Origin of the sequence: Achromobacter xylosoxidans, assembly GCF_001457475.1 — a bacterium.
Taxonomy (GTDB): domain Bacteria; phylum Pseudomonadota; class Gammaproteobacteria; order Burkholderiales; family Burkholderiaceae_B; genus Achromobacter; species Achromobacter xylosoxidans.
On record NZ_LN831029.1, the window covers coordinates 1042163 to 1058153 of the forward strand.

Annotated in this window: 15 protein-coding genes; 4 read left to right on the forward strand and 11 right to left on the reverse strand. The window is 69.0% G+C overall.

The features are described 5' to 3' along the window. The first annotated feature begins 9 nt into the window (after positions 1-9). Genes AT699_RS04765 through AT699_RS04775 form a run of 3 tightly spaced genes read left to right on the forward strand, consistent with a single transcriptional unit; the run spans position 10 to position 2386 of the window. On the forward strand, positions 10-801 hold the full coding sequence (locus AT699_RS04765; RefSeq protein WP_053498301.1) for an IclR family transcriptional regulator: 792 nt from the start codon (positions 10-12) through the stop codon (positions 799-801). 24 nt (positions 802-825) lie between these two features. Continuing rightward, a complete protein-coding gene (locus AT699_RS04770; RefSeq protein ID WP_024067836.1) occupies positions 826-1470 on the forward strand; it encodes a bifunctional 4-hydroxy-2-oxoglutarate aldolase/2-dehydro-3-deoxy-phosphogluconate aldolase in 645 nt (214 codons plus the stop codon). Next, the gene (locus tag AT699_RS04775; RefSeq protein ID WP_024067837.1) at positions 1463-2386 is read left to right on the forward strand and encodes a sugar kinase; all 924 of its coding nucleotides are present in this window, start codon (positions 1463-1465) and stop codon (positions 2384-2386) included. The genes AT699_RS04770 and AT699_RS04775 overlap by 8 nt, the downstream gene beginning before the upstream one ends. A 127-nt stretch (positions 2387-2513) precedes the next feature. On the opposite strand, the gene AT699_RS32360 is transcribed toward AT699_RS04775, so the two are convergent. Continuing rightward, positions 2514-2642, reverse strand: coding sequence for a hypothetical protein (locus tag AT699_RS32360; protein ID WP_006226408.1), 129 nt, complete (start codon positions 2640-2642; stop codon positions 2514-2516). Positions 2643-3144: 502 nt separating this feature from the next. Further along, positions 3145-4104, reverse strand: a complete 960-nt coding sequence (locus tag AT699_RS04780) for a LysR family transcriptional regulator (protein ID WP_024067838.1) — start codon at positions 4102-4104, stop codon at positions 3145-3147. Between the two features lie 228 nt (positions 4105-4332). On the opposite strand from AT699_RS04780, the gene AT699_RS04785 reads away from it, so the two are divergent. Beyond that, a complete protein-coding gene (locus AT699_RS04785; RefSeq protein ID WP_006388945.1) occupies positions 4333-5268 on the forward strand; it encodes a glycosyltransferase family 2 protein in 936 nt (311 codons plus the stop codon). Between the two features lie 54 nt (positions 5269-5322). Here the strand turns inward: AT699_RS04785 and AT699_RS04790 are convergent, their stop codons facing one another. The 9 genes from AT699_RS04790 to AT699_RS04830 form a co-directional block, all read right to left on the reverse strand. After that, complete coding sequence (locus AT699_RS04790; protein WP_035183829.1) at positions 5323-6066, reverse strand: ABC transporter ATP-binding protein; 744 nt, start codon at positions 6064-6066, stop codon at positions 5323-5325. After that, positions 6066-7859: a branched-chain amino acid ABC transporter ATP-binding protein/permease gene (locus AT699_RS04795; protein ID WP_024067839.1), complete on the reverse strand. Its 1794-nt coding sequence runs from the start codon at positions 7857-7859 to the stop codon at positions 6066-6068. The genes AT699_RS04790 and AT699_RS04795 overlap by 1 nt, the downstream gene beginning before the upstream one ends. Continuing rightward, positions 7856-8896, reverse strand: a complete 1041-nt coding sequence (locus tag AT699_RS04800; RefSeq protein WP_024067840.1) for a branched-chain amino acid ABC transporter permease — start codon at positions 8894-8896, stop codon at positions 7856-7858. Before AT699_RS04800 ends, AT699_RS04795 begins: the two co-directional genes overlap by 4 nt. Positions 8897-9047: 151 nt before the next feature. Then, positions 9048-10196 (reverse strand): ABC transporter substrate-binding protein, encoded by a 1149-nt coding sequence (locus AT699_RS04805; RefSeq protein WP_024067841.1) that lies wholly within the window; start codon positions 10194-10196, stop codon positions 9048-9050. Positions 10197-10359: 163 nt separating this feature from the next. Next, entirely contained in the window at positions 10360-11088 is a 729-nt protein-coding gene (locus AT699_RS04810) for an SDR family NAD(P)-dependent oxidoreductase (protein ID WP_006388951.1), read from the reverse strand. A 38-nt stretch (positions 11089-11126) separates the two neighbouring features. After that, positions 11127-11912, reverse strand: a complete 786-nt coding sequence (locus tag AT699_RS04815) for a cyclase family protein (protein WP_006388952.1) — start codon at positions 11910-11912, stop codon at positions 11127-11129. Between the two features lie 31 nt (positions 11913-11943). Beyond that, positions 11944-13185, reverse strand: a complete 1242-nt coding sequence (locus AT699_RS04820; RefSeq protein WP_024067842.1) for an SDR family NAD(P)-dependent oxidoreductase — start codon at positions 13183-13185, stop codon at positions 11944-11946. Next, positions 13182-14357, reverse strand: a complete 1176-nt coding sequence (locus AT699_RS04825) for a thiolase family protein (protein ID WP_024067843.1) — start codon at positions 14355-14357, stop codon at positions 13182-13184. The genes AT699_RS04820 and AT699_RS04825 overlap by 4 nt, the downstream gene beginning before the upstream one ends. Next, complete coding sequence (locus AT699_RS04830) at positions 14354-15985, reverse strand: AMP-binding protein (protein ID WP_024067844.1); 1632 nt, start codon at positions 15983-15985, stop codon at positions 14354-14356. The genes AT699_RS04825 and AT699_RS04830 overlap by 4 nt, the downstream gene beginning before the upstream one ends. Positions 15986-15991 lie beyond the last annotated feature (6 nt).

Below are 15991 nucleotides of genomic sequence, written 5' to 3' on the forward strand. Positions count from 1 at the left end.
CTTCCCGAGATGGGGGTGATGGTGTCGGAATCCAAGGTGGCGGGCGCCGCGGCGTTCGCCAAATTCATGACGGTGCTGCAGGCGGTGGCGGACGCGCCCAGTCCGCCTACGGCGGCGGCGCTGGCGCGCGGCTGCGGTTACCCGCGGCCCACGGTCTACCGCATCGTGGCGGCGCTGGCCGAGCAGGGCATGGTGGCCGAGACCGACGGCGTTTACCGCCTCGGACCCCGCCTGCTGTCGCTGGCCAGCCGCGCCTGGTCGCAGTTCGACCTGCGCGCCACGCTGGCGGCCGACCTGCGGGCGCTGCGCGACGCCACCGGCGAAACCGTGCACCTGGCGGTGCCGGCCGGCACGGAAATGGTCTATATCGACAAGCTTGAAAGCCCCGGCCCGGTGCGCATGGCCTCGCGCGTGGGCGCGGCGGTGGCGCTGCATTCGAGCGCGGTGGGCAAGGCCTATCTGGCGGCGCTGGGCGATGCCGCGCGCGAACCCCTGCTGCGCGATCTGCCCTTGGAATCGCGCATGCCCGGCACGCTGGCGAGCCTGCCCGCGTTGCGCGCGGCCCTGGCCGAAACGGCGGCGCGCGGCTACGCCATGGACAACGAGGAAAACGAGCCCGGCATCGTCTGCTACGGCGTGGCGCTGCGCGATGCCGCGGGCCACCCGGTGGCCTGCGTCAGCATCAGCACCTTGCTGTTCCGGCGCCGCGACGATCCGCAGTCCGCCTATATCGAACCCCTGCTGCGGCTGCGTGATGCGGCCACGGCCAAACTTGCCGTGCTGCCATCCGGCGGCGCCTGAACGATCCGCCCCGAAAGGAATGCCATGACCGCTGCTCCTCTTGCCTCGAAACTCGACGCCTTGCTCGCCGCGCGGGTGGTGCCTGTGCTGCGCTACCAGGACGCCGCCACCGCGGCCTATGCCGCCGAGGTGGCCGTGGCCGCCGGCTGCGCCACCCTCGAACTGACCTGGACCATTCCCGGCGTGACCGATCTGGTGCGCGCGCTGCGCGACAAGCATGGCCCCGCGCTGCTGCTGGGGGTGGGCACGGTGCTGGATGAAACCCAGGCGCGCGAGGCGCTGGTGGCCGGCGCCGATTTCCTGGTGTCGCCGGCCCTGGCCTGCGAGATCGTCGACCTGGCGCACGCCGCCGACGCCCTGTGCCTGTTGGGCGCCTTCACGCCCACCGAAGTGCTGGCCGCGCGCCGCGCCGGCGTCGACGTGGTCAAGGTGTTCCCCGCCGACACGGGCGGCCCCAAGCACCTGGCGGCGTTGAAGTCGGTCTACCCGGACACGGTGTTCTGCCCCACCGGCGGCGTTACCGCCGAGAACATGGCTTCCTATTTCGCCGCCGGCGCCGGCCTGGTCGGCATCGGCAGCAACCTTTACGACAAGGCCGCCTTCGCCGCGCGCGACACCGCCGCGCTGGTGGCCCAGATCACCCGCACCCGCGAGGCCGCCCATGGCTGATTTCGACATCGTCGCGCTGGGCGAGCCGCTGGTCGAACTGAACCAGACCAGCCAGGACCAGCGCCAATACCTGCAAGGCTTCGGCGGCGACACCTCCAACGCCGTCATCGCCGCGGCCCGCCAGGGCGCGCGCTGCGCCTACCTGACCCGCGTGGGCGACGACGCCTTCGGCGCGCAGTTCCTGGCGTTGTGGCGCGACGAGGGCGTGGACACCTCGGGCGTCGAGGTCGACGCCAATGCGCACACCGGCCTGTACTTCGTGCAGCACGGCCCCGACGGCCACGCCTTCAGCTACCTGCGACGTGGCTCGGCCGCCAGCCTCATGACTCCCGCCAGCCTCGACGGCGGCCTGATCGAACGCGCCCATTTCCTGCACGTCTCCGGCATCAGCCTGGCGATCAGCACCAGCGCCTGCGACACGGTCTTCGCCGCCATCGCCCGCGCCCGCGCCGCCGGCGTGCAGGTCAGCCTGGATTCGAACTTGCGGCTGCGCCTGTGGCCGCTGGACCGGGCCCGCGCCGTACTGCGCGAGGCGCTGCGCCACGCCGACCTGTTCCTGCCAAGCATGGACGACATGCAGCACCTGACCGGCAACGACGACCCCGAGCGCACCCTCGACTGGATCCGCGACGCCGGCGCGACCGGCGTGGTGGTGCTGAAACTGGGCAAGGACGGCTCCATCATCGACGACGGCAAGACCCGCACACCGGTCGCGGCATTGCGCGTGGATGCGGTGGACGCCACCGGCGCCGGCGACTGCTTCGCCGGCAGCCTGCTGGCGCGCCGCTGCCAGGGCGACGGCTGGGCCGACGCGGTGCGCTACGCCAACGTGGCGGCGGCGCTGTCGACGCTGGGCTATGGCGCCGTCGACCCCCTGCCGCGGGCGGAGCAGGTGCTGGCCAGGCTGCGGACCTGAGGCAGGGGCGTCTCAACAGCCGGCCCCAACCGCCGGCCCAAACAAAAATCCCCGCCGGTTCGCACCAGCGGGGATTTTTTTTCGATCAGGCGGCACGCCAGGAACCTGGCGCGGCCCGCGTGTCATTTTAGACGCGCTTGATCTTTTCCAGCATCTTGAACACACCCTTGGGCGACTTGACGAACAAGCGCTTGAAGGCCTTGCCCAGGCAACGGCGTTCCAGGGTGTTGCGACGCACGCGTTTGCGTTCAGCCATGTTGATTCTCCTGTTGAATTTGCGGAAATCGAATTAGCGGGGCGAAGCCGCCTTCAAGCTTGGCTTGCGGGCGTCTTCGACCCGGCCGCACAACCGGAAATCGGGCTGGCGGGGAAATTGGGTAACTCGGCATTCTAGCCTGAAAGTGGCGAGGGTGCCAATTTGGGGGGCTTGCCTGGAGAGCCGGGAACGCCAAAAAATAGGGACGTATTTGGCTTGGTAAGCCCTCTTTCGGTCCGCTCCGTGTGCAGGACATGCATCAACAGGCCAGCTGATTGGCCCCTTCGCACACGCGAGAGCGCCATCATCCCGACGCAAGACACCGCGTAAGCCTCAAAAGGCCGCCCGCGCGGCCGGTTTGAGGCGGGCCCCGCAAGATCCTCCGCTCCACTCCTGACGGTCACCAGCACGCCAAGCAAGCCGACCGCCCCAACGCCCGACGCCATCCCCCGCCGATCCCGCCACGCGCGGCTCAAGAACCCGCATCGCCCAAAAACGAAGACTACTCAGCCGGCCCCAACTTAGGCCGAATGAAATCCATGAACGCCCGCGTCTTGGCCGGCTGAATACTCGACGGATACACCACGTAGATCGAAATGGGATCCACCGACCACCCGGGCAACACCCGCCGCAGCGAATTGCGCTTGATGATCGGATCCAGCGCCTGGCAGTGCGGCATGCGCGTGATCGCCAGGTCCAGCCCCGCGAAAGTCCCCGCGATGCTCATGTTGTTCGCGGCCAGATGGCCGCTCACCGGCACCTGCTCGGTCACCTTGCCGTTGTGCAGCGTCCAATAGGAATGGGCGTCGTCGATGGTGGTGCGCAGGCACTGGTGCTGCATCAGGTCGCTCGGCGTTTTGGGCTCGCCAAAGCGCTCCAGATAGCGGTCCGATGCATACAGGTAATTGTCCAGCGACACCAGCTCCTGCACCACCGCGCCATCGCTGCGCGGCACCGGCGCGGCGCCATTGCCGTTGTCCGCGGCGGCCGAAGGATAGTCGCCGTCGCGCCCGAAGCGCAGCACGATGTCGAACGGCGTACCCTGCGCGTCCGATGCCGTCATCATGCTCAGGTCGAACTCGCACTCCACCTCCGGATAGCGGTCGGTGAAATCCTTGATCGTCTCCGGCAGCAGCCAGATCGCCAGGCTATAGGGCATCGACACCCGCAGATTGCCGGACGGGCCGCCCGACAACGCCTGCAATTGCTCGTGCGCCAGGCGCGCCTCGTCGATCAGGCCCTGGCAGCGGCTCATGTAGGCCGCGCCCGCCTCGGTCAGGTCCAGCCGGCGGGTATTGCGGTTGATCAGGCGCAGCCCGATCGCCCGTTCCAGCTCGTTGATACGGCGTGACAACGTCGATGTGGGCATGTTCAGGGCCCGGGCGGCCAGGCTGAAGCTCTTGCGCTTGGCAACCTCTACGAACAAGGCGATGTCATTGAGCTGGACGGTCGAAGCTTCCATAGGCGTTCCGGTGTGGGCCGCCCGAGTTTACGCCACTCCGGGCAGGTGCCCAACGGCCGGAGCGGAAGCTAGGAAGCGTCTGGAAATCCGCACATTGTCAGATTTGATTGCAAATTTGCATGCCATGGCATCAGTTGGCACAGGCATATCCCCTAAACTTCAGGCGAAAACAACACACAGACCAAGACCGCAGCGGTTTGCCGGAAATCGCAAAGGGGCACAGTTCGCATGACCGCTACGCCGACGTTTTTCACCGTCCTCACCCCCACTTACAACCGGGCGGGCACGCTGCATCGGGTGTATGAATCGCTTTCCCGCCAGACCTACCGGGATTTCGAGTGGGTGATCGTGGACGACGGTTCCACCGACAACACCCACGAAGCCGTGCTCGACTGGCAGCAGCGCGCCGCCTTCCCCATCCGTTACGTCTGGCAGAACAACCAGCACAAGAAAACCGCCTTCAATCGCGGCGTGCGCGAGGCGCGCGGCGAACTGGTCGTGGCGCTGGACAGCGACGACGAAATGCCGCCCGAGGCGCTGGCCACGTTCAAGGCCGCCTGGGACGCCATTCCGCCGGCGCGGCGCGATTCGTACGTGGCCATCACCGGCCTGTGCGCGCGGCCGGACGGCAGCATCGTCGGCGACCGCTATCCGCAGGACGTGTTCGACAGCACCGCGGTCGACGTGTATTTCCGCTATCGCATCAAGGGCGAGAAGTTCGGCTGTATGCGCACCGACATCCTGCGCAAGTTTCCGTTCCCCGAAGACGTGGCCGGGTTCGTGCCCGAGAGCCTGGTGTGGTGGGCGATCGCGCGGGCTGGCTATCTCAGCCGCTTCATCAACCAGGTCGTGCGCACTTACCACGACACCCCGGGCGGGCTCAGCCAGGGGGCGGTCTCGGTGCACAACAACGCCCAGGGCCTGTACCTGCTGGCCTGGGACATGTTGCAGCACCACCTGGAATTCTTCCGCTTCCGGCCACGCGAATTCATCATGGCCGCCGCGCGCTACACGCGCTTCCGGCTGCACCTGAAGCACTCGGGCGTGCCGACGGCGTTGCAGGCCTACCGCCTGACAAACCCGTGGGCGCGGTTGATGGTGGGCGTGATGTGGCCGTTGGGCTATGCGCTGTACCGCCGCGACCGGCGGCGCGGCGTTGCCTGAGCACCCGGGAAATGCCGGCGCGGGGCGGGCCCGCGCCCGTCCGCTTGGCCGCGGCTACGCCGACGCCGCCGTGGCGTGCCCCAACCCCAGGTACACCTCGACCACGCGCGGGTCCTCCGCCACCTGCGCGGCCGGGCCTTCCAGGGTGACCGCGCCGGTTTCCAGCACGTAGGCGTAATCGGCCACCTGCAGCGCGGCGCGCGCGTTCTGTTCGATCAGCAGGATCGACACGCCCATGCCGCGCAACTGCTCGACGATGCGGAACACCTCGCGCACAATGCGCGGCGCCAGGCCCAGGCTGGGCTCGTCCAGCATCAGCAGGCGCGGCTTGGCCATCAGCGCGCGGCCCACCGCCAGCATCTGGCGTTCGCCGCCGGACAGCGTGCCCGACAGTTGCGCCCGGCGTTCGCGCAGGCGCGGGAACAGGTCGTAGACTTCGGCCAGCGTCTGGTCCTGGTCGCGCAGGCCGCGGCGGAAGCGGTCGAAGGCGCCCAGCATCAGGTTGTCCTCCACCGACATCTCTGCGAACAGCTCGCGTTTTTCCGGCACCAGGTTCATGCCGGCCGCCACCATTTCCTCGATCTCGGCGTGCTCCTGGCGCTTGCCGCCGAACACGATCTCGCCGCGCGAGGGCAGCACGCCCATGATGGCCGACAGCAGCGTGGTCTTGCCGGCGCCGTTGGGGCCGATCACGGTCACGATCTTGCCTTCGTCCACCGACAGGCTGACGCCCGAGACGGCCTCGACCTTGTCGTAGGCCACGCGCAGGTCGCGCACTTCCAGCAGTTTCGCGCTCATCATTCCACTCCGCCCAGATAGGCTTCCAGCACCGCGGGGTTGTGCTGGATCTCCGCCGGCAGGCCCTCGGCGATCTTTTCGCCGAAGTCCATCACCACCACGCGATCCACCAGGCCCATCACGAAATCCATGTCGTGCTCGACCAGCAGGATCGCCATGCCCTCGGCCCGCAGCTTTTTCAGCAGCTCGGCCAGTTCGCATTTTTCCTGGTAGCGCAGGCCGGCGGCCGGTTCGTCCAGCAGCAGGATGCAGGGATCCGACGCCAGCGCCCGCGCGATCTCCAGGATGCGCTGCTGGCCCAGCGCCAGCGAGCCGGCCTCGTCGTGCAGGTGTTTGCCCAGGCCGACGCGCTTGACCTGGCGCGCGGCCTCGGCCAGCAGGCGGGCCTCCTCGGCGCGGTCCAGCCGCCAGGCGGCCGGCAGCACGCCGCGATGGCCGCGCAGGTGGGCGCCGATGGCGACGTTCTCCAGCACGCTCATGCGGCCCAGCAGCCGCACGTGCTGGAAGGTGCGCGACAGGCCCAGGCGGGCGATGCGGCGCGCGCCGGCGCCGGCCACTGGCTGGCCCAGCAGCGTGACCTGGCCGGAGGTGGGCGTGTCCACGCCCGAGATCTGGTTGAACATGGTGCTCTTGCCGGCGCCGTTGGGGCCGATCAGCGCCAGGATCTCGCCGGCGCGGATCTCCAGGTTCATGGCGTTGTTGGCGACCAGGCCGCCGAACTTGCGGGTCACGTCGACCGCCTTCAGCACCACCTCGCCGCGCGGCGGCATGGGCTTGCGCGGCAGCAGTTCGGCCTGGCTGTCGATCTGGCGCTGGCGCTTGCGCACCGGCACGCAGCGCGCCAGCACCGGCCACAGGCCGCCGCGGAAGCGGTGCAGCAGCAGTACCATGCCGAAGCCGAACACGATCACCTCGAAGTTGCCGGTCTGGCCCAGCAGCTTGGGCAGCCAGTCCTGCAGCCACTGCTTGAGCACCGTGAACACGCCCGCGCCCACCAGCGCGCCCCACACCTGGCCGGCGCCGCCGATGACGGTCATGAACAGGTATTCGATGCCCATCTGCAGGCCGAACGGGTTGGGATTGACGAAGCGCTGCATGTGCGCGTACAGCCAGCCCGAGGCGCAGGCCTGCAGCGCGGCGATGATGAAGATCACCATGCGCGAGCGGGCCGTGTCCACACCCATGGACTCGGCCATGACGCGGCCGCCCTTGAGGGCGCGGATGGCGCGGCCCTCGCGCGAATCGAGCAGGTTGCTGGTCGACCACATGGCCACCAGCAGGAAGGCCCAGATCAGGTAGTAGATCTCATCGCCCTGCGTCAGCGACCAGCCGAACAGGTTGATGGCGGGCACGTCCGGGATGCCGGTGTGGCCGCCCAGGCCCTCGACCGAGCCGAAGGCGAAGTACAGCGACAGGCCCCAGGCGATGGTGCCCAGCGGCAGGAAGTGGCCGGACAGCTTGAGCGTGATGGCGCCCAGCAGGTAGGCCACCACCAGGGTCAGCAGCAGGCCTGCCAGCAGCGTCAGCCAGGGCGAGGCGCCCAACCACGCCAGCCAGGCGGGCAGGGCGTCGGCGCGGGTGGTGAGCAACGCGGTGGTGTAGGCGCCGACGCCGACGAAGGCGGCCTGGCCGAAGCTGGTCAGGCCGCCCACGCCGGTCAGCAGCACCAGCCCCAGCGCCACCATGGCGTACAGGCCGATGTAGTTCAGCAGCGTGACGTAGAACGGCGGCAACGCCAGCGGCGCGGCCGCCAGCAGCGCCAGGAACACGAGGACGAGGTGGCGCGGGGTCATTCTTCTTCTTCCTCGACGTGGTGGCTTTTCAGGGAACGCCAGAGCAGCACGGGAATGATCAGCGTGAAGACGATGATCTCCTTGTAGGCGCTGGCCCAGAACGAGGAGAAAGCCTCGATCAGGCCGACCAGCACGGCGCCGGCGGCGGCCAGCGGGTAGCTCACCAGGCCGCCGATGATGGCGCCGACGAAGCCCTTCAGGCTGACCATGAAGCCGGAATCGAAATACATGGTGGTGATGGGCGCGATCAGGATGCCCGAGACGGTGCCGATCAGCGCCGCCAGGAAAAACGTGGCCTTGCCGGCGAACACCGGCGAAATGCCCATCAGGCGCGCGCCGAGCCGGTTGAAGGCGGCCGCGCGCAAGGCCTTGCCGTACATCGAGCGCTCGAAGAACTGGTACAGCACCACGATCAGCAGCGCCGACACGGCCACCACCCACAGCGCCTGGCTGTTGACGTTGACCGGGCCCAGCGCCAGGCTGGCGTCGCTGAACGGCGCGGTGCGCGCGCCCTCGGCGCCGAAGGCCAGCAGGCCCAGGCCGACCAGCGCCAGGTGTACGGCGATCGACACGATCAGCAGCACCAGCGTCGAGGCCGAGGCGATCGGCTGGTAGAACAGGCGGTACAGCTGCGGGCCCATCGGCACCACCAGCAGCAGCGTCAGCAGCGCCTGCACGGCCATCGGCAGCTGCGCCAGCGGCAGGCGGTAGAACAGCGCGGCCAGCAGCAGCGGATACGCCACCTTGGCGCCGATGCGCCACAGCGGCGCGCGGCGTCCCGGCCGCCTGGCGCGCGCCATCAGGTCGGCCACGGCCTCGGCCAGCGCGAACGCCAGCAGCAGCCACACCAGCAGCACCGGCTTGCCGGCCTGCAGCGCGGCCATGGTGAGCGCGCCGAAGGCGACGAACTCGCCCTGGGGGATGAACAGCACGCGGGTAACGGTAAAGACCAGCAGGATGGACAAGGCCAGCAGCGCGTAGATGGCGCCGTTGGTGATGCCATCCTGCCCGAGTATCAGGGCGATCTGAGCATTCATCGGTACTTCCGGATAGAACGGAAAAACATTGGAGCGACTTCATCTCCGCTTGAACGTTGCCCATCGGGATGCCGCGGAGCCGGCTCTGCCGGTCCGCAGGCATGCCCCCTGGGGGGAGGCGCGCAGCGCTTCGGGGGGGGCCTGCTCCGGCTTACTTCACTAGCGTCCAGTTTCCGTCTTTGACGGTGATGAGTTCGCGGCCGCGGTCGTCGAAGCCGCTGTGGTCGGCGGCGCTCATGTTGTAGACGCCCTGGGTGCCGACCAGCTCGCGGGTCTGTTCCAGCGCGTCGCGCAGCGCGCTGCGGAACTCCTTGGTGCCCGGCTTGCCGGCCTTCTCGGCCAGCGGAATGGCCTTTTCCAGCAGCAGGCCGGCGTCGTAGACGTTGGCGCCGAAGGTGGCGGGCTTGGAACCGTTGAGTTTTTCGTAGGCGGCGATGTAGTCGCTGGCGACCTTCTTGGACGGGTTGCTGTCGGGCATTTCCGGCAGCACCAGCATCAGGCTGGCGGCCAGCACGGTGCCTTCGACCTTCTTGCCGCCGAGCTTGAGGAAGTCGGGCAGCGCGGCGCCGTGGGTCTGGTAGAACTTGCCCTTGTAGCCCTGGTCGAACAGCGTCGTCTGCGGCAGCACGCTGGCGGCGCCGGGGGCGGCCACCAGCACGGCGTCGGGCTTGGCCGCCAGGATCTTCAGCGCCTGGCCGGTGACCGAGCTGTCAAAGCGCAGGTAGCGCTCGTTGGCGGTGAGTTTGATGCCCTTTTCGGCCGCCAGGCCGGAGAACACCTTGTACCAGTTCTCGCCATACGGATCGTTCAGGCCGATGAAGCCGACCGTCTTGATGCCGCTCTTGGCCATGTGGTCGACCAGCGCGCGGGCGATGATGTCGTCGTTCTGGGTGGTCTTGAAGACCCATTTTTTCTGCTCGTTCATCGGCAGCACCACGGCGGCGGTGCCGACCGGCGCCAGCATCGGCACGCCGGCCTCGGCGGCGAACTGGATCACGCCCATGGCGTTGGGCGAGCCCGACGGCCCGATCAGGGCGTCCACGTTCTGTTCGGTGATGAGCTTCTTGAAGGCCGTGACCGAGTTGGTGGAATCGCTGGCGTCGTCCAGCGAGATGTATTCCACGGTCAGGTCGCCGATCTTCTTGGGCAGCAGCGGCACGGTGTTCTTTTGCGGGATGCCGACCAGCGCGGTGGGGCCGGTGGACGAGGTGACCACGCCGACCTTGACCTGGGCCAGGACGGGCAGGGAGACCAGCGTGGCCAGCACGGCGGCGGCCAGGGGGAGTTTCTTCGACAGCATGGCAAAACCTCCGGATAGGGGGCAGAGTGGGTGCGGCTGGAAAACGGAGAAAACGGATACCGCGGAAATTGCTTTTGGTTTCAACTTTCTGGCACTGCACTGTAGACGCGGTCTGCGTGCTTACCTATCCGTCAAAACCCGAAGCGGATGCGTGGGACGCCGGTCAGATGGTGATGGAACTGACGCTGGCGCCGCCGCAGACGAACAGCGTCTGGCCGGTGACAAAGCTGTTGGCCGGGTCGGCGAAGAACATCACCGCCCGCGCCACGTCGTCCGAGCGTCCCAGGCGCTTGACCGGGATGCCGTTGGCAAGCTGCTTTTCGCGTTCGCTGCCGGGTTCGATCACTTCGTAGAACATGTCGGTCTGGATCGGGCCGGGCGCCACCACGTTGACGGTGATGCCGTAGGGCGCCAGTTCCAGCGACCAGGTGCGCGCCATGCCGACCATGCCGGCCTTGGTGGCCGAGTAGGCGGTGCGGGTGGGCAGGCCCAGCGCGCCGCGCGAGGACATCATGACGATGCGGCCGAAATGGCGTTCCTGCATGCCGGGCAAGGCCGCCTGCACCAGGCTGATGGCCGCGCCCAGGTGGATCTGGGTCAGGCCGTGCAGTTCCTCCTGGGTCACCTGCGGCAGCAGGTTGGGCCAGATGACGCCGGCGTTGTGGATGACGTGGCTGACCGGAAAGCGCGCCGCGATCTCGGCGCCCGCCTGGGCGGTGGCGTCGGCGTCCAGCAGGTCCACCTGCACGTTGTGCAGGCGCGGGTGGCTGAAGTCGGCGGCGCGGCGCGCCATCGAGATCACCTCGTAGCCCGCGTCGAGCATGCTGCGGCAGATTTCGGCGCCGATGCCGGCGCTGCCGCCGGTGACGATGGCGACGTTGGTTTGCGTCATGGTGAATCCCCCTGTGTTCTGTTGTTCTTGGCGGCCGCTCAGGCGCGCGGCGCCAGCGCCAGCACCCGCAGCGGGCTGCCCGAGCCGCTGCGGATCTTGAGCGGCGCCGAGAAGATCACCGCGCCGGTGGGCGGCAACTGGTCCAGGTTGGTCAGGCACTGCAGGCCGTAGCGGTTGTTGCCGTGCATGAAGTAGTGGCAGGGGTAGGGCGGATTCAGGTGATGGGCCTGGCCGGCGTCGGTGCCTACCGACTCGGTGCCGAAGCCGTGCACGTCGCGTTCCTTGATCAGCCACGGCACCACCTCGGCGTCGGGGCCGGGCGAGTGGGCGCCGTCTTCCTGCATGTTCAGGTATTCGGCCGGCTTGGCGCGCTTGGACCAGTCGGTGCGCATCAGCACCCAGGAACGGGCCGGGATGCGGCCATGCTTTTCCTCCCACTTCTTGACGAAGTCGATGGTCAGCAGGAAGTCGGGGTTGTCGCGCGCCTCGGCCGAACAGTCGATGACGCTGGCGCCGGCGATGAAAGCCTCGACCGGGATGGTGTCGACGGTGTTGTCGGGCTGGTCCTTGCCGGTGACCCAGTGCACCGGCGCATCGAAGTGGGTGCCGGTGTGCTCGGAGCAGGAGAAGTTGTTCCAGTACCAGGCCGGGCCGCGCTCGTCATAGCGCGAGATCTCCTCGATGCGGAACGGCCAGGCCTGGCCGAATTCCGGCGGCAGCACGATGGTCGGGAATTCCGGCGTCAGCGTCTCGGTCAGGTCCACCAGGCGGATGCGGCCCGACACCAGTTCGGTCATGAATTGGGCAAGTATGGGTTGGCTCATCTGTTGCTCCTTTGGTTTTCGTGTCGGGGCGTCAGGCGCCCAGTTCCCGTTCCAGTCCCTTGGGGTTCTCCGCCAGCCGCGCGCGGAATTCCTGTGCCACGTCGCCGACGTACACGTCCTCGACGCCATCCTTCAGCGCGCGCACGATGGCGCTCGCGATGGCCGCGGGCGCCACGCGCGGGGGCGGCGTGCGCTGCTCCCATTCATGGTCGACCGGGCCGGGGAACACGTTCACCACGCGCACGCCGGCCGGCCGCATTTCGGCGCGCAGGCATTGCGCCAGCGACAGCGCGGCGGCCTTGGAGGCCGACCACATGCCGCGCGCCGGCAGGTTGAGGTGGGCGTAGATCGACAGCACGTTGACCCAGGCCGTGGCGTTGTTGACGCCGTCGGCGGCGCGGCCGCACAGCGCCGGGCCGAAGCCCTGCGCCAGCCGCATCAGGCCCAGCACGTTGACGTCCAGGGCGTCGCGCGCGGTGTTGACGTCCTTGCGGCCGAGCAGGCCGCCTTCGCGTTCCAGGTCGGCGGTGTTGACCAGGATCTCGACCTTGCCGCCGATCGACGCCGCGGCGCGCTCGACCGAGTCGCTGTCGGTCACGTCCAGCGCCAGCGCCTGCACCCGCGGATCGGCCGCCAGCGCGTCGAAGCCGGCGTCGCGGCGCCAGGCCTGCGGATCGCCCAGGAACACGGTCGGGCAGCCGGCGTCGAGCAGGGCGCGCGCCACCGCCTGGCCCACCGCCGACTTGCCGTCGGTGACCAGCGCCCGGCGGAATTTCGGATCGCACGAGGTCTCGCGCAGGGTCTTGTCGTCTTCCATATTGGGTGTATTCCTTTCGGGCAGGGCGATCATCACGGCCTGGCCGCCGCGGTCGAGCTTGAGCGCCAGCCGCACGCGGGCGCCGTCGGCGCAATCCTGGTGCACGTGCGCCACCACCGACGGGCCGGCGTCCATGCGCACCGTGCCCACCCGCCACGGCAGGCGTTCACGGAAATAGAGGTCGTTGCTGTGGTGCAGCGTGGTGCTGACCAGCAGCACGCCGTTGGGATCCACCGGCCGCCACGGCAGGCGTTCCGACAGGCAATGGCCGCAGACTTCGCGCGGCGGGTACTGCACCGCGCCGCAATCGGCGCAGGTCTGCAGTTCGAAGCGGCCTTCGGCGGCCGCGGCCGTCAGGCCCAGGGCGGCGCGGCTGCGGGCGCCCGGCGGCAGGGTCGGCTGGCGCGTGCGCGCCACCGGATTCTTGCGCGGCGGCTTGGCTAGCGGCTCGGTCATGCGTCGCTCCTGGCCAGGATGGCCGCGGCGGTGCACAGCCCACGGTCGTAGTTGATCATGCCGAAGCCGCTGACCAGGCCCAGGCGCGCGTCGGCCACCTGCGTGCCGCCGGCGGTGCCGGTCAGCTGGCGCAGCGCCTCGACCATGCCGAGGTAGCCGCCGGCGGCGCCGGCCTGGCCCACCGACAGCTGGCCGCCGTTGGTGTTGAACGGGAAGCTGCCGTCGACGGTGAAGGTGTTGGCGCGCACGAATTGCGGCGCCTCGCCCTTGGCGCAGAAGCCCAGGTCTTCCATCTGCATCAGGTTGATGACCGGGTAGTCGTCGTAGGCTTGCAGAAAGTCCATGTCGGCCGGGGCCGCATCCGCCATGCCGTAGAGTTCGTCGACGTCCATGGTCCAGCCGCCGCGGGTCTGGATCGGATCTTCGATCCAGGCGTTGTGGCGCTCGATGGTGGACAGGATGCGGGCGTAGGGTAGCTTCAGCGCCCGGGCCCGGTCTTCGCTCATCACCAGGAAGCCGTCGGCGCCGGCGCAGGGCATGACGCAGTCGAACAGGTGGATCGGGTCGGTGATGACGCGCGCGTCCAGGTATTGCTTGAGGGTCAGCGGCTTTTTCATCAGCGCGTGCGGATAGCGCAGGGCGTTGGCGCGCTGCGCCACGCAGACCTTGCCGAAGTCCTCGCGGGTGGCGCCGGTGCTGCGCATGTAGTGCGCGGTCAGCAGCGCGAAGCTGGCGTTGGGGCCGCCGGCGCCATAGGGGTAGACGGCATCCTGGGCGAAGCGCGAGAACTGGCTGACGGTGTTGCGGAACGAGTCGACCTGGTTGGTGTCGCCCGCGATGCAGGCGACGATGCCGGCGTCGCCCGCCTGCACCGCGCGCGCGGCGCGGCGCAGCGCGGCCACGCCGCTGGCGCCGCCCATGGGGATGTGGTCGAGCCAGCGCGGGCTCATGCCCAGGTGCTGCGTCAGGCCCACGGCGGTGTCCGGCGCCAGCGTGAAGCTGGACACGCACAGGCCGTCGACGTCGGTCTTGGCGATGCCGGCCTGGCGGATCAGCGCGCCCAGCGCGCGGCCCAGCCACCAATGCGCGGCATGGGTGGAGTAGCGCTCATACGGAATGCTGACGGGCAGGGCCGCCACCACGCCGTCGTAGCGGGCGCGCGGCGTGCTCATCGGGCGGGCTCCTGGCGCTTCTTCATGGCGGTGGTGTCGACGCAGCTGGCCGTGCCTGGCAGGGTCGGCGCCAGCGCCTTCATTTCGCCGCGCTGGATCTTGTTGGTGGTGGTGAGCGGCAGGCTGTCGACGAAGGCGACGTAGCCGGGCGCCTTGTAATAGGCCAGCTGTTGCAGGCTCCACTGCACGATGTCGCGGGCCGCGTCGGCGCGGGCGGCGGCGTCGGCGGGCGCGGTTTCCGCCACCACGCAGGCCAGCACCTCGTCGCCGCGCACCGGGTCGGGCACGGCGGCCACTGCTACGGCCTTGACCAGCGGATGCTGCAGCAGCACGCTTTCGACTTCCACGGCCGAGATGTTCTCGCCGCTGCGGCGGATCACGTTCTTCTTGCGGTCGACGAAGCGCAGCGCGCCGTCGGCCTCGCGGCGCACGATGTCGCCGGTGTGGAACCAGCCGTCCTCCCACGCCTGCGAAGTGGCCTCGGCGTCCTTCAGGTACCCGGCGAAGAAGCCGTAGCGCGGGTCATCGCCGGCATGGCGCACCAGCAGCTCGCCCGGCTCGCCGGCCGCGGCCTCGCCGCCGTGGTCGGCGACGATGCGCACCTCTACGTCGTCCTCTTCGCGGCCGAAGCAGCTGCTGCCGATGTGGCGCGGCTCCTGGTTGGCGATGATGACGGCCCCGGCGCCGGTCTCGGTCATGGCCCAGGCTTCCAGCAGCGGGAAGCCGAAGCGTTCCTCGAACGGTTCATGCAGCTTGCGGTCGACGCCGGCGCCGAAGCCGAAGCGGATCGCCGGCTGCCTGTCCCGGGCCGAGGGTTCGGCCTTCATCAGGATCGCCGGCATCACGCCCAGGTAGTGCAGCACGGTGGCGCCCGAGTCGCGCACGCTGTCCCACCAGGTCTTGGGATGGAAGCGGTCCAGCGGAATCAGGCAGCCGCCGGTGAGCACCATGGCCATGGCGGAATAGGCCATGGCGTTCATGTGCACCAGCGGCAGCGGCGTCAGCATGCGTTCCTCGCCGGGGCGCAGCGCGGCCAGGCCGCCGATGCGGGCGTACCAGCCGCCCGCGTGCAGAAAATAGCGGTTCGGCAGGATGCAGCCCTTGGGACGGCCGGTCGTGCCGGACGTGTACAGCAGCGCGCACTCGGTCAGTTCATCCGGCTCGCCCGCCAGCGGCGCGGGGAAGGGCGCGGCGGGCGGGGCGTCGTCCGGCCCCATCACGCGCAGCGGCCGGCCGGCGCGCTCGGCGGCGGCTAGCAGGTCGGCGTGGCGCTCGGGCAGGGCCACCGCCAGCGCGATTTCGGAATGGCCGGTCAGGTACTCCAGTTCGGCCGCGCGCAGGTCGGGATTGATCGGCACCACCGACACGCCCAGCGCGTTGAGCGCGAACCAGTGCAGGAAGAAGGCGGGACGGTTTTCCAGCAGCAGGCCGGCGCGGTGGCCGTGGCCGTAACCGGCGCGGGCATAGGCCGCGCGCAGCGTCTCGATGGCGCTGGCCGCCTGGGCGTAGGTCAGCTCGCCGGCGCCGATGCCATAGATGGCGGCGGTTTCCGGCAGGATGCACAGGAAGGGCCGGGCGCCATGCCGGGCCGCGGTGTCCAGAAAAGCCTGGTGGACGGTGGGGCTCACAAGCCG

Excerpts from the sequence above, each read along its gene's own strand:
- AT699_RS04825 (WP_024067843.1), bottom strand. The coding sequence starts at position 14,357 with ATGAGCACGCCGCGCGCCCGCTACGACGGCGTGGTGGCGGCCCTGCCC.
- AT699_RS04765 (WP_053498301.1), top strand. The coding sequence starts at position 10 with ATGGGGGTGATGGTGTCGGAATCCAAGGTGGCGGGCGCCGCGGCGTTC.
- AT699_RS04820 (WP_024067842.1), bottom strand. The coding sequence starts at position 13,185 with ATGACCGAGCCGCTAGCCAAGCCGCCGCGCAAGAATCCGGTGGCGCGC.
- AT699_RS04770 (WP_024067836.1), top strand. The coding sequence starts at position 826 with ATGACCGCTGCTCCTCTTGCCTCGAAACTCGACGCCTTGCTCGCCGCG.
- AT699_RS04775 (WP_024067837.1), top strand. The coding sequence starts at position 1,463 with ATGGCTGATTTCGACATCGTCGCGCTGGGCGAGCCGCTGGTCGAACTG.
- AT699_RS04815 (WP_006388952.1), bottom strand. The coding sequence starts at position 11,912 with ATGAGCCAACCCATACTTGCCCAATTCATGACCGAACTGGTGTCGGGC.
- AT699_RS04800 (WP_024067840.1), bottom strand. The coding sequence starts at position 8,896 with ATGAATGCTCAGATCGCCCTGATACTCGGGCAGGATGGCATCACCAAC.
- AT699_RS04805 (WP_024067841.1), bottom strand. The coding sequence starts at position 10,196 with ATGCTGTCGAAGAAACTCCCCCTGGCCGCCGCCGTGCTGGCCACGCTG.
- AT699_RS04795 (WP_024067839.1), bottom strand. The coding sequence starts at position 7,859 with ATGACCCCGCGCCACCTCGTCCTCGTGTTCCTGGCGCTGCTGGCGGCC.
- AT699_RS04810 (WP_006388951.1), bottom strand. The coding sequence starts at position 11,088 with ATGACGCAAACCAACGTCGCCATCGTCACCGGCGGCAGCGCCGGCATC.
- AT699_RS32360 (WP_006226408.1), bottom strand. The coding sequence starts at position 2,642 with ATGGCTGAACGCAAACGCGTGCGTCGCAACACCCTGGAACGCCGTTGC.
- AT699_RS04790 (WP_035183829.1), bottom strand. The coding sequence starts at position 6,066 with ATGAGCGCGAAACTGCTGGAAGTGCGCGACCTGCGCGTGGCCTACGAC.
- AT699_RS04780 (WP_024067838.1), bottom strand. The coding sequence starts at position 4,104 with ATGGAAGCTTCGACCGTCCAGCTCAATGACATCGCCTTGTTCGTAGAG.
- AT699_RS04785 (WP_006388945.1), top strand. The coding sequence starts at position 4,333 with ATGACCGCTACGCCGACGTTTTTCACCGTCCTCACCCCCACTTACAAC.